The 24,320-nt window shown below is 69.8% G+C and carries 23 protein-coding genes; 3 read left to right on the top strand and 20 right to left on the bottom strand.

What is annotated here, in order from left to right:
* Positions 1 to 2: 2 nt before the first annotated feature.
* From ABZ915_RS19915 to ABZ915_RS19865, 11 genes are all read right to left on the bottom strand, one after another.
* Positions 3 to 2,855 (bottom strand): DEAD/DEAH box helicase, encoded by a 2,853-nt coding sequence (locus ABZ915_RS19915; RefSeq protein WP_361804387.1) that lies wholly within the window; start codon positions 2,853 to 2,855, stop codon positions 3 to 5.
* 86 nt (positions 2,856 to 2,941) lie between these two features.
* Positions 2,942 to 3,886, bottom strand: coding sequence for a twin-arginine translocase subunit TatC (gene tatC, locus ABZ915_RS19910; protein WP_361804384.1), 945 nt, complete (start codon positions 3,884 to 3,886; stop codon positions 2,942 to 2,944).
* A 48-nt stretch (positions 3,887 to 3,934) separates the two neighbouring features.
* Positions 3,935 to 4,222 (bottom strand): Sec-independent protein translocase subunit TatA, encoded by a 288-nt coding sequence (gene tatA, locus ABZ915_RS19905; protein WP_361804381.1) that lies wholly within the window; start codon positions 4,220 to 4,222, stop codon positions 3,935 to 3,937.
* 256 nt (positions 4,223 to 4,478) lie between these two features.
* Positions 4,479 to 4,673: a hypothetical protein gene (locus tag ABZ915_RS19900; RefSeq protein WP_361804378.1), complete on the bottom strand. Its 195-nt coding sequence runs from the start codon at positions 4,671 to 4,673 to the stop codon at positions 4,479 to 4,481.
* 10 nt (positions 4,674 to 4,683) lie between these two features.
* Entirely contained in the window at positions 4,684 to 4,977 is a 294-nt protein-coding gene (locus ABZ915_RS19895) for a hypothetical protein (protein WP_361804375.1), read from the bottom strand.
* A gap of 103 nt (positions 4,978 to 5,080) precedes the next feature.
* The gene (locus ABZ915_RS19890) at positions 5,081 to 6,070 is read right to left on the bottom strand and encodes a WYL domain-containing protein (protein WP_361440762.1); all 990 of its coding nucleotides are present in this window, start codon (positions 6,068 to 6,070) and stop codon (positions 5,081 to 5,083) included.
* A 19-nt stretch (positions 6,071 to 6,089) separates the two neighbouring features.
* Entirely contained in the window at positions 6,090 to 7,067 is a 978-nt protein-coding gene (locus ABZ915_RS19885) for a WYL domain-containing protein (RefSeq protein ID WP_361804372.1), read from the bottom strand.
* Positions 7,068 to 7,195: 128 nt separating this feature from the next.
* The gene (locus tag ABZ915_RS19880; RefSeq protein ID WP_361804369.1) at positions 7,196 to 7,576 is read right to left on the bottom strand and encodes an FKBP-type peptidyl-prolyl cis-trans isomerase; all 381 of its coding nucleotides are present in this window, start codon (positions 7,574 to 7,576) and stop codon (positions 7,196 to 7,198) included.
* Positions 7,577 to 7,668: 92 nt separating this feature from the next.
* A complete protein-coding gene (locus ABZ915_RS19875) occupies positions 7,669 to 8,682 on the bottom strand; it encodes an FKBP-type peptidyl-prolyl cis-trans isomerase (protein ID WP_361804366.1) in 1,014 nt (337 codons plus the stop codon).
* A gap of 158 nt (positions 8,683 to 8,840) precedes the next feature.
* Positions 8,841 to 10,202, bottom strand: a complete 1,362-nt coding sequence (pafA, locus tag ABZ915_RS19870) for a Pup--protein ligase (RefSeq protein ID WP_055622880.1) — start codon at positions 10,200 to 10,202, stop codon at positions 8,841 to 8,843.
* Between the two features lie 9 nt (positions 10,203 to 10,211).
* The gene (locus tag ABZ915_RS19865) at positions 10,212 to 11,471 is read right to left on the bottom strand and encodes an MFS transporter (protein WP_361804363.1); all 1,260 of its coding nucleotides are present in this window, start codon (positions 11,469 to 11,471) and stop codon (positions 10,212 to 10,214) included.
* A gap of 114 nt (positions 11,472 to 11,585) precedes the next feature.
* Here ABZ915_RS19865 and ABZ915_RS19860 point away from each other — a divergent pair, with 114 nt between their 5' ends.
* On the top strand, positions 11,586 to 12,602 hold the full coding sequence (locus ABZ915_RS19860; RefSeq protein ID WP_361804360.1) for a LacI family DNA-binding transcriptional regulator: 1,017 nt from the start codon (positions 11,586 to 11,588) through the stop codon (positions 12,600 to 12,602).
* A 73-nt stretch (positions 12,603 to 12,675) separates the two neighbouring features.
* Here the strand turns inward: ABZ915_RS19860 and prcA are convergent, their stop codons facing one another.
* The 6 genes from prcA to arc form a co-directional block, all read right to left on the bottom strand.
* Positions 12,676 to 13,428, bottom strand: a complete 753-nt coding sequence (gene prcA / locus ABZ915_RS19855; RefSeq protein ID WP_361804357.1) for a proteasome subunit alpha — start codon at positions 13,426 to 13,428, stop codon at positions 12,676 to 12,678.
* 60 nt (positions 13,429 to 13,488) lie between these two features.
* Positions 13,489 to 14,334 (bottom strand): proteasome subunit beta, encoded by an 846-nt coding sequence (gene prcB / locus ABZ915_RS19850; protein ID WP_361804354.1) that lies wholly within the window; start codon positions 14,332 to 14,334, stop codon positions 13,489 to 13,491.
* The gene (locus ABZ915_RS19845; RefSeq protein WP_361804351.1) at positions 14,286 to 14,633 is read right to left on the bottom strand and encodes an endonuclease VII domain-containing protein; all 348 of its coding nucleotides are present in this window, start codon (positions 14,631 to 14,633) and stop codon (positions 14,286 to 14,288) included. Before ABZ915_RS19845 ends, prcB begins: the two co-directional genes overlap by 49 nt.
* A 215-nt stretch (positions 14,634 to 14,848) precedes the next feature.
* The gene (locus ABZ915_RS19840; RefSeq protein ID WP_030848612.1) at positions 14,849 to 15,067 is read right to left on the bottom strand and encodes a ubiquitin-like protein Pup; all 219 of its coding nucleotides are present in this window, start codon (positions 15,065 to 15,067) and stop codon (positions 14,849 to 14,851) included.
* A 199-nt stretch (positions 15,068 to 15,266) separates the two neighbouring features.
* Positions 15,267 to 16,778, bottom strand: coding sequence for a depupylase/deamidase Dop (dop, locus tag ABZ915_RS19835; RefSeq protein ID WP_361804348.1), 1,512 nt, complete (start codon positions 16,776 to 16,778; stop codon positions 15,267 to 15,269).
* Positions 16,779 to 17,010: 232 nt separating this feature from the next.
* Entirely contained in the window at positions 17,011 to 18,777 is a 1,767-nt protein-coding gene (gene arc / locus ABZ915_RS19830; RefSeq protein WP_361804345.1) for a proteasome ATPase, read from the bottom strand.
* 243 nt (positions 18,778 to 19,020) lie between these two features.
* Here arc and ABZ915_RS19825 point away from each other — a divergent pair, with 243 nt between their 5' ends.
* Positions 19,021 to 19,326: a ferredoxin gene (locus ABZ915_RS19825; protein WP_361804342.1), complete on the top strand. Its 306-nt coding sequence runs from the start codon at positions 19,021 to 19,023 to the stop codon at positions 19,324 to 19,326.
* Positions 19,327 to 19,425: 99 nt separating this feature from the next.
* On the opposite strand, the gene ABZ915_RS19820 is transcribed toward ABZ915_RS19825, so the two are convergent.
* The 3 genes from ABZ915_RS19820 to ABZ915_RS19810 all read right to left on the bottom strand — a co-directional run bounded on the left by ABZ915_RS19820 (position 19,426) and on the right by ABZ915_RS19810 (position 22,980).
* On the bottom strand, positions 19,426 to 20,007 hold the full coding sequence (locus ABZ915_RS19820; RefSeq protein ID WP_361804339.1) for a hypothetical protein: 582 nt from the start codon (positions 20,005 to 20,007) through the stop codon (positions 19,426 to 19,428).
* Between the two features lie 292 nt (positions 20,008 to 20,299).
* Entirely contained in the window at positions 20,300 to 21,202 is a 903-nt protein-coding gene (locus ABZ915_RS19815; protein WP_361804336.1) for a tRNA (adenine-N1)-methyltransferase, read from the bottom strand.
* A gap of 50 nt (positions 21,203 to 21,252) precedes the next feature.
* Positions 21,253 to 22,980 carry a site-2 protease family protein gene (locus ABZ915_RS19810; protein WP_361804333.1) on the bottom strand — a complete coding sequence of 576 codons (1,728 nt, stop codon included), beginning with the start codon at positions 22,978 to 22,980 and terminating at the stop codon, positions 21,253 to 21,255.
* Between the two features lie 194 nt (positions 22,981 to 23,174).
* On the opposite strand from ABZ915_RS19810, the gene ABZ915_RS19805 reads away from it, so the two are divergent.
* Positions 23,175 to 24,188 carry a RecB family exonuclease gene (locus ABZ915_RS19805; RefSeq protein WP_361804330.1) on the top strand — a complete coding sequence of 338 codons (1,014 nt, stop codon included), beginning with the start codon at positions 23,175 to 23,177 and terminating at the stop codon, positions 24,186 to 24,188.
* The last annotated feature ends 132 nt before the right edge of the window (positions 24,189 to 24,320 follow it).

Raw genomic sequence — 24,320 nt, 5'->3', positions numbered from 1 at the left:
CGTCACCCCACGGACGAGTAGGCCACCACGCCCCGCAACAACAGGTCGACCGCCTTACGCGCGGTCTTCGCCACCGTCGAGCCCTCCACCGGAGAAGCGGCCGAGATCTGCCCGAGCACATCGATCACCTGCTTGCACCACCGCACGAAGTCCCCCGCCGGCATCTCCGCCTCACGCAGCACCTCGTCGAGCCCCTTGCCACTGGCCCACATGTACGCGGCCCAGGCGAAGCCGAGATCGGGCTCGCGCTGGCCGACACCCTCGGTCTGGGTGATCCGGAACTCCTCCTCCAGAGCGTCCAGCCGCCCCCAGATCCGGACCATCTCCCCCAGCGCCGCCTTGGCCTTTCCCGACGGCACCTTGGGCGCCATCGCGTCGTCGCCGACCCGGGCCTCGTACACCAGCGCCGACACGCAGGCGGCCAGTTCGGCCGGAGTCAGGCCCTCCCAGACGCCCTCGCGCAGGCATTCGCTGGCCAGCAGGTCGAGTTCGCCGTACAGCCGGGCAAGCCGCCTGCCGTGCTCGGTGACCTCGTCCGCGCGCAGGTAGTCCAGCTCGGTCAGCAGGGCGACGATCCGGTCGAAGGTCCGCGCGATGGTGTTCGTACGGCCTTCGATCCGCCGCTCCAGCTGCGAGGTGTCCCGCAGCAGCCGGTGGTACCGCTCGGCCCAACGGGCGTGATCCTCACGGTCGTCGCAGCCATGACACGGATGCGCGCGGATCGCCGTGCGCAACCGCGCGATCTCGCGGTCGTCGGCGGCCTGCGAGCGCTTCTTGCGGGCGCGCTCCGCCGGAATGTGCCCGGCCTTCGTACGCAGCGCGGAGGCGAGGTCCCGACGGGACTGCGGCGAGCGCGGGTTGAAGGACTTCGGGATCCGCATCCGCTCCAGCGGCTCGACCGGCACCGGGAAGTCGATCGACGCCAGCCGCTTGACCTGCCGCTCGGCGGTCAGCACCAGCGGACGCGGGCCGTCGTGCTGCTCGAAGCCGCGGTGGCCGTTGGAACGGCCGGCGGGCAGACCCGGGTCGAGCACCAGCGCCAGCCCCGCGTACTTGCCCGTCGGCACGTGGATCACGTCACCCGGCTTGAGTTTCTCCAGCGCGACGGCCGACTCGGCACGCCGCTGCGCCACGCCCTGCCGGGCCAGTTCGGTCTCCCGGTCCTTCAGTTCGCGGCGCAGCCGCGCGTACTCCTCGAAGTCGCCGAGGTGACAGGTCATGGAGGCCTTGTAGCCCTCCAGCCCCTCTTCGTTGCGCTGCACCTGCCGGGAGATCCCGACGACCGACTTGTCGGCCTGGAACTGCGCGAAGGAGGTCTCCAGCAGTTCGCGCGAGCGGTGCCGGCCGAACTGCTCGACCAGGTTGACCGCCATGTTGTACGACGGCTTGAAGCTGGAGCGCAGCGGGTAGGTGCGCGTGCCCGCCAGGCCCGCGAGGTGGTCGGGGCTCATTCCCCGCTGCCACAGCACGACCGCATGGCCCTCGATGTCGATGCCACGGCGGCCGGCGCGGCCGGTGAGCTGGGTGTACTCGCCCGGTGTGATGTCGGCGTGCTGCTCGCCGTTCCACTTGACGAGCTTCTCCAACACGACCGAGCGGGCGGGCATGTTAATGCCGAGCGCGAGGGTCTCGGTCGCGAAGACCGCCTTGACCAGGCCGCGCACGAACAGTTCCTCCACGACCTCCTTGAAGGTCGGCAGCATGCCCGCGTGGTGGGCCGCGATGCCGCGCTCGAGGCCCTCCAGCCACTCGTAGTAGCCGAGGACGTGCAGGTCCTCGGTGGGGATCGACGCCGTGCGCTCCTCGACCAGGGCGCGCACCTTTTCCCGCGCCTCCTCGTCGTTGAGGCGCAGGCCCGCGTACAGGCACTGCTGGACGGCGGCCTCGCAGGCGGCGCGGCTGAAGATGAAGGTGATGGCGGGCAGCAGGCCCTCGGAGTCGAGCCGCTCGATGACCTCGGGCCGGCCGGGCGTCCACACCCGCGAACGCTGCCTGCGCTCCCGTTCCCGGTCGGCCTCGCGCATGGCGCGGCCCCGTCTGCGGTCCTGGTACGACGGGCGGCTGGCCTCCATACGGGCCAGCCGCGTGAGGTCGGGATTGACGGCCTTCTTGTGGCCCTCGCCCTCCTCGAACAGGTCGTACATCCGCCGCCCGGCGAGTACGTGCTGGAACAGCGGCACGGGCCGGTGCTCGGAGACGATCACCTCGGTGTCGCCGCGGACGGTGTCCAGCCAGTCGCCGAACTCCTCGGCGTTCGACACCGTCGCCGACAGTGACACCAGCGTCACCGACTCGGGCAGGTGGATGATCACCTCCTCCCAGACGGCGCCGCGGAAGCGGTCGGAGAGGTAGTGCACCTCGTCCATGACCACGTACCCGAGGCCGAGGAGGGTCTGCGAGCCCGCGTACAGCATGTTGCGCAGCACTTCGGTGGTCATCACGACCACCGGGGCGTCCGGGTTCACGCTGTTGTCGCCGGTCAGCAGACCGACCTTCTGTATGCCGTAACGGCGGCACAGGTCGGAGTACTTCTGGTTCGACAGCGCCTTGATGGGTGTCGTGTAGAAGCATTTCTTGCCCTGCTGGAGGGCGAGGTGGACGGCGAACTCGCCCACGATCGTCTTGCCCGAGCCGGTGGGGGCGGCCACCAGCACGCCCTTCCCCGCCTCGAGCGCCTGGCAGGCCTCGATCTGGAAGGGGTCGAGGCCGAAGTCGTACATCTCGCGGAAGGACGCGAGTGCGGTGGCCTGCTCGGCTGCCCGCCTCCGGGCTGCCGCGTACCGCTCGGCCGGTGAGAGGTCCTCTGTCATCGTGCATTCGAGGTTACCGGGCCCCACTGACAACGGGACGATCATTATCCGGAACGTGGGACAACCACAACGAGCGGTGCCCGCGTCCTCGGGGACGCGGGCACCGCTCGTGAGCCGGATCGAGGGACCGGTCAGGTCACGTCGTCGTATCCGTTGACCCGGTCCGAGCCCGCCTGCTCGGGCACCGTCCGGCCTGCGGAGACCGGTTCGACCTCGCCGATGTCCTCGGGGGTGAGGTCCAGCTCGGAGGCCTCGTCGTCGCCCGGTCCCGCGGCCTCGCGGCGCGCCCGGCGCCGGTCGTTGAGCAGCGCGATGGCCACGGCGATGAAGTAGAGCCCCCAGATCGGCGCCGCCAGCGCCAGCATCGTCATCGGGTCGGGGCTGGGTGTGGCCACGGCCGCGAAGACGGTGATGCCGATGACCATGCCGCGCCACCAGCCCAGCATGCGTCGCCCGGACAGCACGCCGGTGAGGTTGAGCATGACCAGCAGCAAGGGCATCTCGAAGGCGAGACCGAAGACCACGATCATGCGGGTGACCAGGTCCAGCAGGTCGTCCAGCGGCAACAGGTTCTCGGCACCGTCGGGTGTGAGGCCGATCATCACCTTGGCCGTGGTGGGCAGCACGTGGAACGCGAGGTAGCCACCGGTGAGGAAGAGCGGGAAGCCGAAGCCGACGAAGGCGTAGGCGTACTTCTTCTCGTTGCGGTGCAGGCCCGGCGCGACGAACGCCCACAGCTGGTACAGCCAGACCGGCGACGCGAGCACGACACCGGCCATCAGGGCGACCTTCAGGGCCAGGGTGAACGGAGCCAGCAGGCCGCTGACGGTGATGTGCGCGCAGTGGGCGTTCTTGACCTTGGCCAGTTCCCCGAAGGACTGGCCACAGCCGATCTCGTCGAGCATCGGCCTGGTGATGACATCGATGATGTCCCTGTAGAAGAAGGCCGCGACGATCGTGACAACGAGGATCGCCAGCACGCCCTTGGCAAGCCGGTTGCGCAGCTCACGCAAGTGATCCGCGAGTGGCATCCGGCCCTCGGGATCCCTCTCCTTTTTGCGGGCAGACTTGGGCAACCCACATCCTCATCTCGTGCAGCGGACCAGATGTCCCCGGTCCTCGAGTCAGCGCTGGGTCGTGTCCGTCGGCTCGTTGACCGGGCGCGAGCTGGTCACGTCGCCGGGCGCGGCCTGGATCGTGCGCTGAGCGGGAGCGGGAGCGGGCTCCTCGGCGGACTCGGAGGTGCCGGACTGCTTGCCCTCCTCCTTCATCGCCTTCGCCTCGCTCTTCAGGATGCGGGCGGACTTGCCGAGCGAGCGCGCCATGTCCGGCAGCTTCTTGGAACCGAACACGAGGAGGATGACCACAACGAGGATCAGCAGGTGCCACGGCTCAAGTCCGTTGCGGAACATAAATCTTCACCTTCTCACCGAGGCGGGGCGACGGGCCTGTCCGACCAGTCGGACACACGTCCGAACATCGTGCTGACAGCGATCGTAACGCCCGGGGGTGAACGTGGAACAATCCCCGTGCGTATTCCTGCTCCGCGGGCCGTGCCTCGTTGCCGGGCCGCGACCAGCAGCGTACCTGTCGCAGCGGCCTGCGTGACAGGGCGAAGTGACCCAAAACGCTTGCGCCCCAAGACTCACAGGACCGCCACAGCGGCCCTCACAGCGAGTCGACAGCGCGGGCGGCGCTCGCGGACGCCCGCTCCAGGTCCTCGGCCGCCCTGTTGATACGGCGCGCGGAGTCCGTGACCTGCCTGCCGAGGCGCTGCGCCTCGAGGAAGACCCGGACGGCCAGCACACCGAGGACGGCAAGTCCCAGGAAACCCACAGCTACCGCGAACATCGGCCAGAACATGACGCCGAGCCTAGACGGTGGAGTGCAGCCGCAAGGTCCTGACCCCGCCCCCGGTCAGCAGCTCGACGATGCGCTCCCCCGCGGGCTTGCGGACGGACACGCCGCACTCGGGGCAGGTGAAGGAGTAGAACGTCGTACGGCTGGTGGCGCCGATCGCCAGGCGCAGAGCGCCCGCGGAGAGCTCGAAGCGGCCCCGGCAGTCCGGGCAACCCGCCTTGAACACCACGGGGACCACTCTCTTCATCCCGGCGAACGCCCCCGCGACCGTCATGTCCCTCGCACCGGACCCCGCAGACTCGCTCAAAGCCCCAGCTCCTCTTCTTCTGGTCGTCCGCCTCCGGGACGCCGCAGCAGGTGCGCGCCCCGCGGGCCACTCCCGCCGGTCATGAAGCGTTGCACAGCATGCGTCACGCCTGCGGCGCGTCGTACGCCGCGAGCGCCTCGGTCGCCGCCTGGCGGGCGCTGGCGGCCAGCTCGGGCGGCGACACGATCCGGCCGTCGCGGCCCAGCCGGAGCGCCAGGCGCCTGAGCGATGCCGGATCGGGGGTGCGCAACGTAATACGCAGTCCGCCGTCGGGAAGCTCATCCGCGCTGTCGTGCGGGTAGTACTCAGCCACCCAGCGGCCACCGGGGCCGACCTCGACGACGACCTCCGGGTCCTCCGCGGCGGGCTGCACCAGCGCTTCGGAGAGGTCCCGCAGTTCTATCTCCGGCGGCGCCGACGGCTCGTCCAGGATCCTGATCTCGGCGACCCGGTCCAGCCGGAAGGTACGCCGGGCCTCGGAGCGGCGGCACCAGGCCTCGACATAGGTGTGGCCCACGCTGACCAGGCGGATGGGGTCGATCTCGCGCTCGGTGACCTCGTCCCGGGCGGGCGAGTAGTAGCGGATCCACAGCCGGCGGCGCTCGGAGATGGCCCGGTCGACGTCGGCGAAGACTCCGCCTTCCGACTCGAAGGTCACCGACAGCCGGGAGCTGGCACCGGCCGCCTCACCGGCCGCGGCCTCCACCTTGGCCGTCGCCCGCAGCAGCGCCTGCCGGTCGCCCTCCCGCAGGCCGGGCAGGGTGGCGACGGCCCGGGCGGCCACCAGCAGGGCGGTGGCCTCGTCGGCGGCGAGCCGGAGCGGCTCCGCGGCCTCCGCACCGAGCGCGGCGGGGTTGTGCCACCAGATGCGCTCGCCGTCGGTGTCGATGTCGAGCAGGTCGCCGCCACGGAAACTGGTGCCGCACATGGGCAGCACGTCGAGGTCGGAGACCAGCTCGTCCTCGGTGATCCCGAAGGCGCGCGCCACGTCCGCGACCCGGGCGCCCGGACGCTCACGCAGATACGTCACCAGGGAGAGCATCCGCCGGGTCTGGTCGATCGCGTTCACGGATCTGACCGGTTTGCCTGCCACTGTTCTGCTTCCCTCCCCCTCAGCCCTTGGCCACGGCACGCAGCCGGTCCACCACGTCGGCCCGCAGCTCGGCGGGCTCCAGGACCACCACGTCCGGACCGAACTCCACCAGCCAGGCATCCAGACCGTGCCCGTACGGAATCTCCAACTCGTCCCAGCCGTCTCCGAGTTCCCGCACCGAGGTGGCTTTCGCCCGAAGGGGGTAACCGGCGTCCGCACGCAGCCGGATCAGGGCCGTGCGATCGGCGATCTCGCCCGCCCAGCTCGCCACGGTCTCGCGGACGGTGACCACGTCGGGCACCGGGGCGGTGAACCCGTTGCCCCGGGTACGCACCTTCCCGGTGATCCGCGACAGCCGGAACACGCGCTCGGCACCCCGGTCGCGGTCCCAGCCCGCCAGGTACCAGTGACCGCGCCAGCACTCCAGCGCCCACGGCTCCACATGCCGGGGCTCCGGGTGGGCCGCGGAGGCCTTGCGGTAGTCGAAGACGACCGGGCGACGGTCGCGGCAGGCCAGCATCAGCGGCTCGAAGGCGGCCTCGTGCACCGGAATGCGCGGCTCCAGGGCGCCGTGCGCCTCGTACGGGTCGACGTCCTCGGGCAGACCGGCCGCGCGCAGCTTCTGCAGGGCGCCGCTGGCCGCACCGGCCAGCCGGGCCTGCTGCCAGACCTTGGCGGCCAGGCCCAGGGCGGCGGCCTCCTCGGCGTCCAGGGTGATGGGCGGCAGACTGTTGCTGTCGCGGCGGGCCAGGTAGCCGACCTCACCGTCGATGTTCTCGACGGTCTCGATCACCAGACCCAGCTCGCGCAGGTCGTCCTTGTCGCGCTCGAACATCCGGCTGAAGGAGTCGTCGGACCCCGCCGCGCCCTTGTCCGGCCTGCCGGCCTCGACATAGGCCTCGATGGAGTCACGCAGCTCGCGCTTGCTGAGAGGCCGCCGCGTACCCAGCAAGCACAGCGCCAGGTTCATCAGCCGCTCGGCCTTGGCAATGGCCATCGACGCCCTTCGCCTTCCCTATGGTGGTTCCAACCGATGACCGTACCGCCCCGGAGCATCACGGCAAAAGCCGATGCAAAACCGAGGGCCCATGCGGACAGCACGGGCCCTCGTTCGACCAGGATCGGTCAGCGCTTGGCGACGCCCACCAGGTCGCAGACGAAGATCAGCGTCTCGCCCGGGGCGATCCGGCCACCGGCACCCCGGTCGCCGTACGCGAGGTGTGCGGGGATGACCAGCTGGCGGCGACCGCCGACCTTCATGCCCTGCACGCCCTTGTCCCAGCCCTGGATGACCTGGGCGACACCGAGCTGGAAGTCCAGCGGGGTGCCGCGGTTCCAGGAGGCGTCGAACTCCTCGCCGGTGGAGAACGCGACGCCCACGTAGTGAACCTTGACGAAGTCACCGGCGGCGGCGACCTCGCCGTCCCCCTCCCAGATGTCCTTGATCTCGAGGTCGGCCGGGGGCTCGCCGCCCGGGAAGTCGATCTCGGGCTTCTCGATGTTCACGTCTAAAGCTCCTGCTTGTGTACGACTCGGAACGCGGACAGTCTTTCATCTCCGGGCTGCTCGCGCCCGCGGCGGGCGGACGACGGCGCGCGCTACATCGCCGCCAGGATGTCCACGGTGAACACCAGCGTGGAGTCCTTCTTGATGGGGCTGCCGCTCGGCGGGTTGTCACCGTAACCCTGGTCCGGGGGCACCACGATCAGAACCCGGCTGCCCACCTTCTTGCCCGTGACACCATCGGTCAGGCCCTTGACGACCTGCTGCATCTGCTCCAGGGAGAGCTGGCTCAGCCGCCCGGTGCCGTACGTCGCGACGAACGGCTTGCCCTTGTTGCCCTTCTTCCAGACCAGGCCCTGGAACTGACACAAAATGGTCTGGCTCGCCTTGACCTCGGGCCCGTCGCCCTCCAGGACGTAGTTCGACACGAGCTTCTTCGGCGGATCCGGCTGCTGGATGTCGACCGAGGGCGCACTGCCGTCCGTCTCGGTGCCGATCTTCGGCAGACTCGCGTCGTTCTGCGCGACCGGCTTGCCCTTGCTGGAGCTCTTGGAGTTGAAGGAGTCCACCAGGTCGACGACGAAGACCAGCGTGTCGGTGCCCTTGATGCCCGCGTCCGGGTTGCCGGCCTTGCCGTATCCCCAGGTCGGCGGGACGGCCATCTCGATACGGCTGCCGGCCTTCTTGCCCGCCAGGGCATACCGCCAGCCGTCGATGAGGCTGCCCTGGGCGAGCTGCATGACCAGGGGCGCCTTGCGGTCGTAGGAGTTGTCGAAGACCTTCGCCGTGGCCCAGATCTGGCCCAGGTAGTTCGCCACGATGAAGTCGTTCTCCGCGATCGCGCGGCCGCTGCCCGCGATCGCCGTCCTGACCGCCAGGTTCTTCGACGGCTCCCCCGTCCCCTTGGCCACCGTCGGCTTCTCACCGAACTTCGTTCCCGCGGTGATGGCGGGCAGCGGCCCGTCCACGATCTTCGGCGGCGGGACGGAGGAGGGGGAGGCCGACGGCGACGCGGAGGCCTTGCTCGATTCGGACGAGCCGTCGCCACAACCGGCGAGCGTGACGAGTCCTGCGGGTACGGCGGCAAGGAGGAGGGAGCGTCGGCGCACGGGGGGAGCCTCGTAATCGGTCGATCTTGTGGATGGGGTGCGCGCAACTCTACGGCGTGACACGGGCGCCGTACGGAAAACGTACGGCGCCCGTGTGACGTTCCCGCATTGATGTGCAGAAACGCTTGGCCCACAAACACAAGGAGTGAACGCCCGGCTCACATCCCGGCGATCAGCTTCTCCACCCGGTCGTCCACCGAACGGAACGGGTCCTTGCACAACACGGTCCGCTGCGCCTGGTCGTTCAGCTTCAGGTGCACCCAGTCGACCGTGAAGTCCCGGCGCTGCTCCTGCGCCCGCCGGATGAAGTCACCGCGCAACCGCGCCCGAGTGGTCTGCGGAGGAACCGACTTGCCCTCGAAGATCTTCAAGTCGTTGCAGATCCGGGTGGCTTGGCCCTTCTTCTCCAGCAGGTAGTACAGGCCACGACGACGGTGGATGTCGTGGTAGGCGAGGTCTATCTGGGCGACCCGCGGATGCGACATCGTCATGTTGTGCTTGGCCCGGTACCGCTCGATGAGCTTGTACTTCATCACCCAGTCGATCTCGGTGCCGATTCGGTCGAGGTCCTCGGTCTCGATCGCGTCCAGCGTGCGGCCCCACAGCTCCAGCACCTGCTCGACCGTGCCGGTACGGATACCACGGCGCTCGCAGAAGTCCACGGCCTTCTCGTAGTACTCCCGCTGCACCTCCAGCGCGGAGGCCTCCCGGCCGCTGGCCAGACGCACCTTGCGCCGGCCCGTGATGTCGTGGCTGACCTCGCGGATCGCCCGGATCGGGTTCTCCAGGGTCAGGTCGCGCATCACCGTGCCCGCCTCGATCATGCGCAGCACCAGGTCGGTGGCGCCGACCTTGAGCAGCATGGTCGTCTCGGACATGTTCGAGTCGCCCACGATGACGTGCAGACGGCGGTAGCGCTCGGCGTCCGCGTGCGGCTCGTCGCGCGTGTTGATGATGGGACGGGAGCGGGTCGTCGCCGAGGAGACGCCCTCCCAGATGTGCTCCGCCCGCTGACTGACGCAGTACACCGCGCCACGCGGGGTCTGGAGCACCTTGCCGGCGCCGCACAGCAGCTGCCGGGTGACCAGGAACGGAATGAGGATGTCCGCGAGCCGGGAGAACTCCCCGTGCCGGGCCACCAGATAGTTCTCGTGGCAACCATAGGAGTTGCCCGCCGAGTCCGTGTTGTTCTTGAAAAGGTAGACGTCGCCCGCGATTCCCTCCTCGTGCAGGCGTCGTTCCGCGTCCACCAGGAGTCCTTCGAGAATGCGCTCGCCGGCCTTGTCGTGGGTGACCAGTTCGGTCACATTGTCACATTCGGGTGTCGCGTATTCCGGATGTGAGCCCACGTCGAGATAGAGCCGGGCGCCGTTTCGCAGAAAGACATTACTGCTGCGGCCCCATGACACGACACGGCGGAAGAGGTACCGCGCCACCTCGTCAGGCGACAGGCGGCGCTGTCCCCTGAACGTGCACGTGACGCCGTACTCGTTCTCCAGCCCGAAAATGCGGCGGTCCATGAGTGAACATTACGCCCGATCCCCCGAGCTGAAACGGGGTTCGGCAGCACGATTTGGATCATTTTCCGATGAAGCCGCAACGACCGCACCCCTGGCGGGAGCTGCGAGGACCCGCCCGGTGGCCACGAGGACCAGCAACGACACCGCACCTGCCGCACCCGGCACGGCGAATCCCCACAGCGGCCCGCCCGCCTCGACGACCGGGCCCGCCAGGCCCGTTCCGACCGACGCACCCACTGTGAACGTCGTCACAAGCCAGGAGAACGCCTCGGTGACGGTACCGCCCGGCGCGTGCCGGTCCACGATGATGAACGCACAGGCGATGCACGGGGCGAGAAACACCCCGGAGAGCGCCGTCAGCAGCACCATCGCCACCGCGCCCGGCATCAGCGTCAGCGGCAGGTAACACACCGCCAGAAGACCCACCAGCACCCTCAGTCGCCGCTCGGGCACACCGGCCCACTGCCGCGCCCCGTACACCGTGCCGCCCACCAGCGCGCCCAGGCCCAGCGCCGCCATCAGCCAGCCGTACACCGCGTCCCCACCGTGCCCGTCGGCGTACGGCACCGAGGCCACCGTGATGGAGCCGAGCGCGATACCCACGAACAGGAAGGCACCCAGCAACGCCAGCAGGCCCGGCGAACGCAGGGCGCCCAGCCAGTGCGCCTCACGCGGAGCCGAACGCCACGCGCGCGAGGGCGGCGAGACGACCACCGAGAGCGCGCCCAGCACCCCCACGGCGTTCAGGACGAGCAGCGCGGCCCGCTCGTCCCACAGGGCCACGCACAGCGTCACCAGCAGCGGGCCGACCGTGAACATGACCTCCTGGGCCACCGCGTCCATCGCGTACGCCGTGTGCACCTGCTCCTCCCGCCGCAGCACGGAGGGCCACAGGGCGCGCAGACCGCCCTCCAGGGGCGGGGTGAACAGCCCGGCCGCCGCGACGGCGGCGTAGGCGAGCGGCAGCCGGTCAGTACCGGAGAAGGCGAACACCGTCATCGCCAGGGCCGAGGCCACCGCGGCGGGCAGCTGCACACGCGGCTGCCCGTGGAGGTCCACGAGCCGGCCGAGCACCGGCTGCCCCACGGCGTTCGCGACGCCGTAGACCGCCGCCAGGGCTCCGGCGAGGCTGTACGTGCCACCCTGGCCACGGACGAACAGCACCAGCGCGATGGCGGCCGTGGCGTTCGGCAGACGGCCCACCAGGGTGCCCGTCAGCAGCCGGACCGCGTGCTTCGCCCTGAGGATCTCCAGGTATCCCGCGGCCATCGACTGCCTCCAAGTTTTACGTATAACGTCGACTTTCCATACGTACCATGTGCGCTGTTCACGCGTCCAGACGAAGGACCGGGGCAACGAACCAGCCGAAGGAGCGCACCCACGGTGGCACCCAGCAACACGCGCCCGACAAGCCGTGACGTCGCCCAGGCCGCCGGAGTCTCACAAGCGGCCGTCTCGCTCGTTCTCGGCGACAAATGGCGCGGCCGGGTGTCGGCGGCCACCGCCGAACGCGTCCGGGAAGCCGCACGCGACCTCGGCTACCGGCCCAACCTCGCCGCCCGCAACCTGCGCCTCGGCCACACCCGCACCGTCCTCCTCGTCGTACCCGCCCTGACCACCGAATTCTTCGCCGGCGTCTACACCGGCGCCGCCCGCGTCGCCGCCCAGCACGGTTTCGGCGTCGTCCTCTACCCCTCCCCCGAAGGCATCGGACCCGCCCGCGACCCCTTCGCCTCCGCCTCGGCCGCCCTCGACGGCGTCATCGCCTCCTCCATGGCCGCCGACGCCCTCACCGCCATCCGCGGCGACCAGCTCCCCCTCGTCATGCTCGACAGCGACCCCGACGGCAGCCTCGGCGCCGCCACGGTCAACCTGGACATCGCGGACGGCGTACGACAGGTCGCCGAACACCTGCTCGGCCTCGGCCACCGGCGCTTCCTGCACCTCGCCGCGGACGTCGCCTCCTGGACCTTCGAGGTACGCGCCCGCGAGCTGGCCGCACACATCGGCGCCGTCCCCGGCACCGCCATCCGCACCGTCCACGCCCCCATCTCCATCGAAGGCGCCCTCGCCGCCACCACCGCCGCCCTGTCCGGCCCGGGCCCCCACCCCACCGCCCTGGTCTGCGACGACGACAAACTCGCCGCAGGCGCCTACAAGGCCCTGCGCCGCCTCGGCCTGCGCATCCCGGACGACATGTCCGTCACCGGCCTCGACGACCTCGCCCTCGCCACCGCCATCGACCCCGAACTGACCACCGTCCGCCTGGACGCCGAGCTCTTCGGCGAACGCGGCATGCGCGCCCTCCTCGCGGTCCTGGAGGGCGCGCGGCCGGAGAGCGGGGACATACCGGTGGAACTGGTGGTACGGGGCTCCACGGCGGCACCACGCGCCACCTGACGCCATCTGACGCCACGCGCCCCGGCCGAAAGGATCGGCCGGGGCGCGTGGCGGGCGGTGTGCGGGACGAGGACTACTCCTCCTCGGCGCTGTCCTCCTCGGCGCTCTCCGCCTCCGTGCTCGCGCCGTTCGCCGCCAGCAGCCGGGAGAGCTGCCGGCCGACGATCCGCTTGAACTTGCGCTGCTGCGGCCGCGTACGGTCCAGCACCGCGACCTCCAGGCGCTCGGCGGGAATCTCCCGCTCACTGCCGTTGGTGTCCCGGGAGAGGGCCTGTACCGCCAGCTTGAGCGCCTCGGCCAGCGACATACCGTCCTGGTGACGCTGGTCGAGGAAGCCACTGATCTGCTCGGCGTTACCGCCGACCGCGACCGAGCCGTGCTCGTCCACGATCGAACCGTCGTGCGGCAGGCGGTAGATCTGGTCACCCTCCGGGGTCTCCCCCACCTCGGCGACCACCAGCTCCACCTCGTACGGCTTCTCGGCCGCACTGGAGAAGATCGTGCCCAGCGTCTGGGCGTAGACGTTGGCCAGGCCCCTGGCCGTCACGTCGTCCCGGTCGTAGGTGTAACCGCGCAGGTCGGCGTAGCGCACGCCACCGATCCGCAGGTTCTCGTACTCGTTGTACTTGCCGGCGGCCGCGAAGCCGATCCGGTCGTAGATCTCGCTGAACTTGTGCAGCGCGCGGGACGGGTTCTCACCGACGAAGACGATGCCGTCGGCGTACTGGAGCACCACGAGGCTGCGGCCACGGGCGATGCCCTTGCGGGCGTACTCCGCCCGGTCGGCCATGGCCTGCTGGGGTGAGACATAGAACGGCGTCGACACCGGCTATCCGTCCCTTTCTGTGGAAGTCACTGCGATCACCTGGGCAAGGAAGGCCGAGGGCTACAGCAGCGCGGCCCGCGGACCGTCGGGCTGCTCCAGCCGCCGTTCGAGAATCGAACGGGCGATCCCCGACGACTCGTCGTCGGTGAGCCGGCGGAAGCCGTCCTCGGTGATCACGTTGACGATGGGGTAGATCCGGCGGGCGACATCGGGACCACCGGTCGCCGAGTCGTCGTCAGCCGCGTCGTACAGGGCCTGCACCACGAGCGTCGTGGCCTGGTCCTCGGTCAGGTCCTCACGGAACAGCTTCTTCATGGCACCGCGCGCGAAGATCGAACCGGAGCCCGTCGCCGCGTAGCCGTGCTCCTCGGAGCGGCCGCCCGTGACGTCGTAGGAGAAGATGCGGCCCTTCTCGCGGTCGACGTCGTAACCGGCGAAGAGCGGCACCACGGCCAGGCCCTGCATGGCCATGCCCAGGTTGGAACGGATCATGGTCGACAGCCGGTTCGCCTTGCCCTCCAGCGACAGCTGGGCACCCTCGACCTTCTCGAAGTGCTCCAGCTCGAGCTGGAAGAGCTTGACCATCTCCACGGCGAGACCGGCGGTGCCGGCGATACCGACGGCGGAGTACTCGTCCGCCGGGAACACCTTCTCGATGTCCCGCTGGGCGATCACATTGCCCATGGTGGCCCGGCGGTCACCGGCGAGCACCACACCGCCGGGGAAGCTGACGGCCACGATCGTGGTGCCGTGCGGCGCCTCGATGACGCCCTGGGTGGGGGGCAGCTGCCGGTTGCCCGGAAGCATCTCTGGCTGGTGGTCGGACAGGAAGTCCATGAAGGAGGAGGACCCTGGCGTCAGGAAGGCAGCTGGTAGACGCCCGGTGCTACGAGTGTTGGCTTCCACGCGTTTCCTTCCAGGTAATCGGCAGCTCGGTACATGGCGTCGGGGTCATCCCTCAACAGCCCGAGGCCGGAATTGCAGTTGAAGCACAGTACGCCACGGACCCTACCCGTCTTGTGGCAGTGATCCACATGCACGGCAGGGGCAGATAGGCAGATGTAGCAGACGCCTGCTTGCGAGGCGATCAGCGCGGTGCGCTCGGCTTCGGTGAGGCCGTACTCGCGCTTGAAGTAGCTGACCCTGTTGCGCTCCGCACGGCACTCGCGGCAGTAGCTCGCCCAGCCGCCCGTCCGGAACGGCAACCTGCTCCCGGACCTCCTTACCCTTGGCCTCCTGGCGCTGCCGGTAGTACTCAGCGGAGCAGTCCCGGCAGTACGCCTGGAGACCATCGGGCATGGATTTGTTGCTCGCGAACGCCGAACGCGGCAGGTGCTGCTTGCAGCGCGAGCAACGCCTCGATTCTGGCTCTTCGTTCAATCCGAGATCCCCCGATTTCACCTTCGAATCAAAGGCGAAATCACTCTCCACCCTTTTGCACGAAGGACCTCACGAAATCCTCGGCGTTCTCTTCGAGTACGTCATCGATTTCGTCCAGGACGGAGTCCACGTCATCGCTCAGCTTCTCCTGGCGCTCCTTGAGGTCCTCCGAGCCCTGCGCGTCCTGCGCCTGCTCCTCGACCTCTTCCGTGGAGCGCGTCGCCTTCTGCTGGCCGCCGCCGGTGTCCTTGGTCGCCATAACCCTCACCCCGCTCAGTTCGCCCGACATGGTCGACAGGTCGGCATTCCTGCCGATCGGTGATGATCAGACCCTACAAGCCGGGTCCGACATCGGCCCCGCAGTTTCTCCAACGTACGGGGGCCACCTCGATGATTCCCGGGCGGCGGGATTTCCACCCTGCCCGCCCCGGGCGGTCCGTGTACCCGGTAAGGCACGCTCAGCCACCTGACAGGACCCTGACCAGGTCTTCCGCCGTGCGGCAGCGGTCCAGGAGTTCCTTGACGTGATTTCGCGTTCCGCGAAGCGGTTCCAGGGTTGGAACGCGCTGGAGGGAGTCCCGGCCGGGCAGGTCGAAGATCACCGAGTCCCAGGAGGCCGCCGCGACGTCGTCGGCGTACTGCTCCAGGCAGCGCCCGCGGAAGTAGGCCCGGGTGTCCTCCGGCGGCTTCGTACGGGCCCGGTCGACCTCGGCCTCGTCCAGGAGTCGCTTGATGCGCCCGCGGGCCACCAGACGGTTGTACAGGCCCTTCTCGGGCCGTACGTCGGCGTACTGGAGGTCCACAAGGTGCAGCCGGGCGGCATCCCAGTCGAGGTTGTCGCGGCGGCGGTAGCCCTCCATGAGCTCCCGTTTGGCCACCCAGTCGAGCTCGCCGGCGAGGCTCATGGGGTCGTGTTCGAGCCGGTTGAGGGTGTCCTCCCAGCGGGACAGGACGTCCTTGGTCTGCTCGTCGGCGTCCGCGCCGAAGCGTTCCTCGACGTATTTGCGCGAGAGCTCGAAGTACTCCATCTGAAGCTGGACGGCGGTCAGTGTCCGGCCACTGCGCAGGGTGACCAGGCGCTTGAGCGTCGGGTCGTGGGAGACCTGGTGGAGGGTGCGCACGGGCTGGTCGACGGCCAGGTCGACGGCGATGAAGCCGTCCTCGATCATGGACAGGACCAGGGCGGTCGTGCCGAGCTTGAGGTAGGTGGAGATCTCGGAGAGGTTGGCGTCGCCGATGATCACGTGCAGGCGGCGGTATTTCTCCGCGTCCGCGTGGGGCTCGTCGCGGGTGTTGATGATCGGGCGCTTCAGGGTCGTCTCCAGGCCCACCTCGACCTCGAAGTAGTCGGCGCGCTGGCTGAGCTGGAAGCCGTGTTCGTGGCCGTCCTGGCCGATGCCGACGCGGCCGGCGCCGGCGAAGACCTGGCGGGAGACGAAGAAGGGCGTGAGGTGGCGCACGATGTCCGAGAACGGGGTTTCCCGCTTCATCAGGTAGTTCTCGTGCGTGCCGTAGGAGGCGCCCTTGTTGTCGGTGTTGTTCTTGTAGAGGTGGATCGGCTGGGCTCCCGGGAGCTGGGCGGCCCGTTCCGCGGCCTCGGCCATGATCCGCTCACCGGCCTTGTCCCAGAGGACGGCGTCGCGGGGATTGGTGACCTCGGGGGCGCTGTATTCGGGGTGCGCGTGGTCGACGTAGAGGCGCGCACCGTTGGTGAGGATCACGTTGGCGAGGCCGATGTCCTCGTCAGTGAGCTGGCTGGCGTCGGCGGCCTCGCGGGCGAGGTCGAAGCCTCGGGCGTCCCGCAGCGGGTTCTCCTCCTCGAAGTCCCAGCGGGCCCGGCGGGCCCGGTGCATCGCCGCGGCGTAGGCGTTGACGATCTGGGATGAGGTGAGCATGGCATTGGCGTTGGGGTGGCCGGGGACGGAGATGCCGTACTCCGTCTCGATGCCCATTACTCGCCGTACGGTCATGCGGCCCTCCTTGCCCGGCGGCGCCCTCGGTCGTGGACGCCGCTCAAGTACCGCTGGCGCTCCGGTGCGTGTGCGGTGCCCGTCCCCGCACTGCGCGACTCGGCGGTAGGAAAGAGCCTAGAACGCCTTTGCGCTGGTGGGGAGATCATTTGCGTCATTTGCCTGCTCCAGCCGTGCCCGAAAAGCAGTCGGCTGCGGGTACCCGTGGAGGGCACCCGCAGCCGCCCTGTTTTTACAGGTACTGACCGGTGTTCGCCACCGTGTCGATGGAGCGCCCGGTGTCCGCGCCCTGCTTTCCGGTGATGAGGGTGCGGATGTAGACGATCCGTTCGCCCTTCTTTCCGGAGATGCGGGCCCAGTCGTCGGGGTTGGTGGTGTTCGGCAGGTCCTCGTTCTCCTTGAACTCGTCCACGCAGGCCTGGAGCAGGTGGGAGACGCGGAGGCCCTTCTGGTTGTTGTCGAGGAATTCCTTGATCGCCATTTTCTTGGCGCGTCCGACGATGTTTTCGATCATGGCGCCGGAGTTGAAGTCCTTGAAGTAGAGGACTTCCTTGTCACCATTGGCGTAGGTGACCTCCAGGAAGCGGTTTTCCTCGGATTCGGCGTACATGTGCTCGACCGCGGTCTGGATCATGCTCTGGACCGTGAGGGACTTGTCACCCTGGTGCTCGCCGAGGTCGTCCGCGTGGAGCGGGAGGCGCTCGGTGAGGTACTTGCCGAAGATGTCCTTGGCCGCCTCGGCGTCCGGACGCTCGATCTTGATCTTCACGTCGAGCCGGCCGGGCCGCAGGATGGCGGGGTCGATCATGTCCTCGCGGTTGGAGGCGCCGATGACGACCACGTTCTGCAGGCCTTCCACGCCGTCGATCTCGGCGAGCAGCTGCGGGACGATGGTGTTCTCCACGTCCGAGCTGACGCCGGAGCCGCGGGTGCGGAAGAGGGACTCCATCTCGTCGAAGAAGACGATCACGGGGGTGCCCTCGCTGGCCTTCTCCCGGGCTCGCTGGAAGACGAGGCGGATCTGCCGCTCGGTCTCGCCGACGTACTTGTTCAGGAGCTCGGGGCCCTTGATGTTGAGGAAGAAGCTCTTGCCGGCGGCCTGGCCGGTGACCTCGGCGACCTTCTTGGCCAGCGAGTTGGCGACGGCCTTGGCGATGAGCGTCTTGCCGCATCCGGGGGGTCCGTAGAGCAGGACACCCTTGGGCGGGCGCAGTTCGTGCTCCTTGAACAGGTCCGGGTAGAGGTAGGGGAGCTCGACCGCGTCGCGGATGGCCTCGATCTGGCCGCCGAGGCCGCCGATCTGCTCGTAGCCGATGTCGGGTACCTCTTCGAGGACGAGTTCCTCGACCTCGCTCTTGGGGACCACCTCGTAGACGTAGCCGGAGCGGGGTTCGAGCAGCAGGGCGTCGCCGGGGCGGATGGTGACGTCCAGCAGCGGCTCGGCGAGCCGTACCACCCGTTCCTCGTCGGTGTGCCCGAGCACCAGGGCTCGCTCGCCGTCCTCCAGGATCTCCTTGAGGGTGACGATGTCCCCGACGCGCTCGTACTCCATGGCTTCGACCACGTTGAGCGCTTCGTTGAGCATTACTTCCTGGCCGCGCCTGAGGTCGTCGAGTTCGACGCTCGGGCTGACGTTCACCCGGAGCTTGCGGCCGCCGGTGAAGATGTCGGCGGTGCCGTCCTCGATGGCCTGTAGGAAGACGCCGAAGCCGGCCGGCGGCTGGGCGAGCCGGTCGACTTCTTCCTTGAGGGCCACGATCTGGTCGCGGGCCTCGCGGAGTGTGTTGGCGAGTCGCTCGTTCTGGGCGGACACGCCGGCCAGGTTCGTCTGCAGCTCGACGATCCGCTCTTCGAGAATCCTCGTGTGTCGCGGAGAGTCGGCGAGCTTGCGTCGCAGGACGGCGATCTCCTGCTCAAGGTAGGCGATCTGCCCGGCGGGGTCGTCGGACCCTCGTCCCGGGCGGATGCCGCGGTTCATGTCGTCGTCGTGGGCTGCCACGGTCCTCACCTCCTCCAAGGGGAGCTGGACGCTTCCAGACCCTACCTGGGTGGGTGTCGATTGAAACCCCTAGATCACAAAGACTGTCAAGGAGTGTCCGATCTTCACCCTTGCGCTCTCCCTCGCATCAGGGGAATACCCACCGAACATGATTGGGAAGCCGCCGCAGGTAGGGTCGAGGAGTTCAACACCCGTCAGAGCTGGCCGGATTCCCGTCGGCCCGGCGTTCAAACGGCAGGAGAGATGACCGTGCAGCAGGAGGCCCGAAGCGGCGACGAGGCGCTGGAGGTCTGGATCGACCAGGATCTGTGTACGGGCGACGGTATCTGCGCCCAGTACGCGCCGGAGGTGTTCGAGCTGGACATCGACGGCCTGGCTTACGTGAAGGGCCCGGACGAGGAGCTGTTGCAGGCCAGGGGGGCCGCAACGCCCGTTCCACTGCCGCTTCTCACGGATGTCGTGGATTCGGCGAAGGAGTGCCCCGGCGAGTGCATCCATGTACGTCGGGTTTCGGACAGGACAGAGGTCTACGGTCCTGACGTGGAGTGATCTTTCAGGCACATGCCGTGAGCATTGTCTGATTTCTCACACGGTCCGCGCGCGGGGGGCCGGTTTCAGACGCTTCGGGCTTTCAGACGCCGTGGGCTTTCAGACGCTGTGGGCCTGGTCGGGCGTGGAGCGGACGAACGTGTTCCCCTTCCACTGCCACTTGGCCGGGGTCTTGAGGTCGGGGCAGCAACTCGGCACGTCGGACGAGGAGTAGCCGTACAGGGTGGCGCCGACGGCTCCGGCGCGGACGGTGAAGTCGGTGACGGTGAGCCGGTCCTTGGGGTCGACGAGGGTGGCGACGACGCGTGGCTTCTTGGTGTCGGCGGCACGGGTGAGGACGTAGACGCCGTCGGGCGGGGTGCCCATGGCGGAGTCGCAGTGGACCACGGCGACCGTCTCGGGGTTGCCGTCGCCGTCGAGGTCCCCGGTCGCCTTCTTGGCCACCACGGCCTTCACGCGGCCGCAGGCGAGGGGGAAGGCGACGCCTGTGGTGGTGGGTGGAGCGGCTGCCGCGGGGGCGGACTTCGCTTCGGTGCCGGTGCTCGGCTGGGCGGCGGTGGCGGAGCCGGGCTGGAGGACCGAGGAGAGGGCCACGACACCGGCGACGGCCGTGGCGGTGGCAAGCCAGTGGATCGGGCTGGGGTGGGCGTGAGCGAGTTCCGGGACGGCGGATTGCTGCACTAGGAGCGTCTCCTGTGAGGGCTGTGCCGGTGGAGGCGGTGCCGGTGGGGGTGGCCAGCATGGTGCCACACGTCACAGTTCGGGGGAACGGCAGGGTCAGGGGTTCCTCGGCCCGTCGGGCGCTCGGCTCCTGGTGCTCCGTCAACGCGCGGGCGCCCCGGCGGAGTTCCGGGTGGGTCCTGGGAACTTCGACGGGGCGCCCGTGCGTTGGTGCGGCTGGGGCGGCAAATGCCGTCACAGGGGTGGCAATGCGCGGCAATGCCGCAGAAGGGGACGGTCGGAAGCGGACGGCTCAGCGGCCGGCGCCTCCGTCGGCGTTGGGGCCGGCGTAGTCCTCGCCGTAGGCGCCCTTGGCGGGGCGGCGGCGGCGCATGGGCGGCTCGACGCCGTCGGCGAGGCGGCGGGCGGTGAGCAGGAAGCCGGTGTGGCCGATCATCCGGTGGTCGGGGCGGACGGCCAGGCCCTCGATGTGCCAGTTGCGGATCATGGTCTCCCAGGAGGTCGGCTCGTTGAAGCAGCCGATCTCGCGGATGGACTCCACGGTGCGGGCGAGCTGGGTGGTGGTGGCGACGTAGCAGCACAGGATGCCGCCGGGCACCAGTGCCTTGGAGACGGCCTCCAGGCATTCCCAGGGGGCGAGCATGTCGAGGATGACGCGGTCGACGTCGGTGTCGGAGAGGTTGTCCTGGAGGTCGCCCACGGTGAGCTGCCAGGCCGGGTGGGAGCCGCCGAAGTAGCGCTCGACGTTCTGCTTGGCGATCTCGGCGAAGTCCTCGCGGCGCTCGTAGCTGTGCAGCATGCCGTGGTCGCCGATGGCGCGCAGCAGGAAGCTGCTGAGCGAGCCGGAGCCGACGCCGGCCTCGACGACGCGCGCGCCGGGGAAGATGTCGGCGAAGGCGAGGATCTGCCCCGCGTCCTTGGGGTAGACGACGGCTGCCCCGCGGGGCATGGACAGGACGTAGTCGGGGAGCAGGGGGCGCAGCGCGAGGTAGGCGACGTTTCCGGTGGTGCGGACAACGCTGCCCTCGGGAGCGCCGATCAGTTCGTCGTGCGGGAAGGAACCCTTGTGGGTGTGGAAGTTCTTCCCGGCCTCGAGCGTGAACGTGTAGTGGCGGCCCTTGGGGTCGGTCAGCTGTACCTGGTCCCCGACCTTGAAGGGCCCGCGCCTGCGGGCGGCACCGGTCGGTTCGGACATGTGACCAGCCTACCGGCGTTTGGGCGGGTCGCCGACCACCCGCGGGGCGCCTAGGAGGACGACGGGGTGGGCCGGGCCATCGCCTTGACGAAGGCGCGTTCCACGTCGGCGGCGGACAGGACGCCGTAGATCTCGCCGCTGTCCTCCACGACGAGGTACTCGGTCGCCGGGGTGGCGCGCAGGGTGTCGAGGAGGTCCTCGCCGGCCAGTTCCGCGGAGACGCGCATGCCTTCGGTGAGTTCCTGGGCGAGGCCGCTGACCGTGACCCAGGGGCGGCGGTGTTCGGGTACGCCGACGATGGCGGCCTCGCGGACGAGGGAGAGGGGGTTGCCGTCGGCGTCGACGACGACCAGGGCGCGGGCGCCGGCGGCGTTGGCGCGGCGCAGGGCCTCGGACAGCGGGGTGTCGGTCTCCACGGGTACGGCGCGGCGGGTGAGGTTGCGGGCGCGCAGTTCCGGCAGGTGTTCGCGGAGCCGGGCCATGCGCAGGCTGTTGCCGGCGCCGGTCCAGATGATCGCGGCGAGGATCGCGGCGAGCAGGGCGTCGGTGACGGTGTCCATGCCGACGTTGTCCTCGGCGGTGGTGCCGAGGGCACCGGACTGGGTGAGCAGCGGGAGGCCGATGAGGACGGTGACGGCGAGGGCGCGGCCGAACCAGGCGGCGGCGATCGTGCCGCTCATCGGTTTGCCGGTGATCTTCCAGACGACGGCGCGGAGCATGCGGCCGCCGTCGAGGGGGAGGCCGGGCAGGAGGTTGAAGGCGGCCACGATGAGGTTGGAGACCATGAGGCCGGCCAGCAGGACGCCGGGGACCGTGCCGGGTTCGACGGGGAGCATGGCGAGGTAGAACAGCCCGGCGAGGACGAGGGAGAGCAGCGGGCCGACGAAGGCGAGTACGAACTCCCGTCCGGGGGTCTCGGCCTCCTTCTCGATCTCGGAGACCCCGCCGAAGAACTGGAGCTGGATGCGCCGGACCGGGAGTTTGAAGCGGAGGGCCGCGACGGTGTGGGCGAGCTCGTGGATCAGGACGGAGGCGTAGAAGGCGACGGCGAAGAAGAGGGAGACGAGGTAGCGGGCGGCGCCGAGCTCGGGCAGCACGCGGTCGAGCTGGCCGCCGAACACCCAGGTGATCAGCGCGGCGACGAGGAACCAGCTGGGTGCGACGTACACGGGTACGCCGAAGGGGCGTCCCATGAGCAGGCCGCCGCCGGGTTCGCGGGGGCGCCGGGGTGGGCGGCCGCTCGTCGTGCCGCTGTGGGCTTCGGAGCGGCTGGTGGGGTCGGTCGGGTGCGGCTGGGCGGGCGGGGGCGCGTCGTGCGGCCGGGGGGTGTCCTGCCGCGGGGGCTCGTCCTCGGAGGTACCGCCGGTCTGTGACGCGGTGCCCGGGTCGGCCGGTGCGGTGCCCGGGTCGGCCGGTGCGGTGCCCGGGTCGGCCGGTGCGGTGCCCGCGTCGGCCGGTGCGGTGGCGGGTTCGTCGGGTCCTCGGTGGGCTTCGACATCGGGGGCGGGCGGCTCGGCGGCGTCGGGGCGGGCGGCCGGCGGGGCGTCGGTGGTGTCCTCGCCGGACTCCGGACGGGGCCCGGCGGGGTCACTGGGCCGCTCGTCCTCGGCGGGCGTGGGGTCCGGCGCTCCGTCCGCGGCGGGGGGCCGGCTGCCGGCGGCAGGCGTCTGGTGCGGGCCGGGGCCGGGGTCGGTGGCCGGGGCCGTAGGACCCGCGGGGTGCTCGGTCGGCTCGTCGTCGCCGGACCGCGGCTGCCCGCTCGCGCCGCTCACGTCCACGGTTTCCCCTCGTTCGAAGCGTCTTCCGCGTCTGCCGGGTGCCGGGCGGAAGGGTCTCGAGGTCGATGGTATGCGGCCGTCGTCGTGCGTTTCGCCCCGGCACCCCCTGTGTTCGGACCGGCGCCGGTCGCGTTGTCCACAGGTTCGGCCCGCGACTGGGTGACTGTCAGTGGCGGGCCGTATGGTCTGTGGTCATGGACAGCAGCATCGAGGGCACGGCGGAGGCCGGGGGCGGCGCGGGCGCGGAGGCGGATCCGCTGCTCACGGGCGGGGCGGGGGCGTCCGCGCCGGACACGGGGACCGCGGTCGCCGCGGCGGACACCCCGGCCGGGCGCCCCGTCGTACCGCCCGCTTCCCTGTCGCCCTCGCGGGCCAGTGACTTCATGCAGTGCCCGCTGCTGTACCGGTTCCGGGTGATCGACCGGCTGCCGGAGAAGCCGAGCGAGGCGGCGACCAGGGGCACGCTGGTGCACTCGGTGCTGGAGCGGCTCTTCGACGCGCCGGCGGCCGAGCGGACCGCGCCCCGTGCCAAGTCGCTGATCCCCGGCCAGTGGGACCGGCTGCGGGAGAGCCGGCCGGAGGTTGTCGAGCTGTTCGCGGACGATCCGGAGGGCGAGCGGCTGGCCCGCTGGCTGGGTGAGGCCGAGCGGCTGGTCGAGCGGTGGTTCACGCTGGAGGACCCGACCCGGCTGGAGCCGGCCGAGCGCGAGCTGTTCGTGGAGGCGGAGCTGGAGTCGGGGCTGCGGCTGCGCGGGATCATCGACCGGGTGGACGTGGCGGCGACCGGCGAGGTGCGGATCGTCGACTACAAGACGGGCAAGGCGCCGAGACCCGAGTACGCCGAGGGCGCGCTGTTCCAGATGAAGTTCTACGCCCTGGTCGTCTGGCGGCTGAAGAACGTGATCCCGCGCCGGCTCCAGCTGGTCTACCTCGGCAGCGGTGACGTGCTGACGTACGACCCGGTCCTCGCCGACCTGGAGCGGGTGGAGCGCAAGCTGCTGACGCTGTGGGAGGCGATCCGGCAGGCGACGGAGAGCGGGGAGTGGCGGCCGCGGCCGACGAAGCTGTGCGGCTGGTGCGACCACCAGGCGCACTGTCCGGAGTTCGGTGGCACTCCCCCGCCGTATCCGCTGCCGGTGAGGGCGGCCGACGGGCCTTCGGCCGGGGATCCGGGGATTGCCCCCGGGAGACACAGCCACTGCCGGTGAGAACGGCCGACGAGCCTTCGGCCGGGGATCCGGGGATTGCACCCGGGAGACACAGCCACTGCCGGTGAGAACGGCCGACGGGCCTTCGGCCGGGGATCCGGGGATTGCCCCCGGGAGACACAGCCACTGCCG

Origin of the sequence: Streptomyces sp. NPDC046915, from assembly GCF_040644935.1 — a bacterium.
Taxonomy (GTDB): Bacteria; Actinomycetota; Actinomycetes; order Streptomycetales; family Streptomycetaceae; genus Streptomyces.
This window is presented reverse-complemented; position numbering and strand designations above follow the sequence as displayed.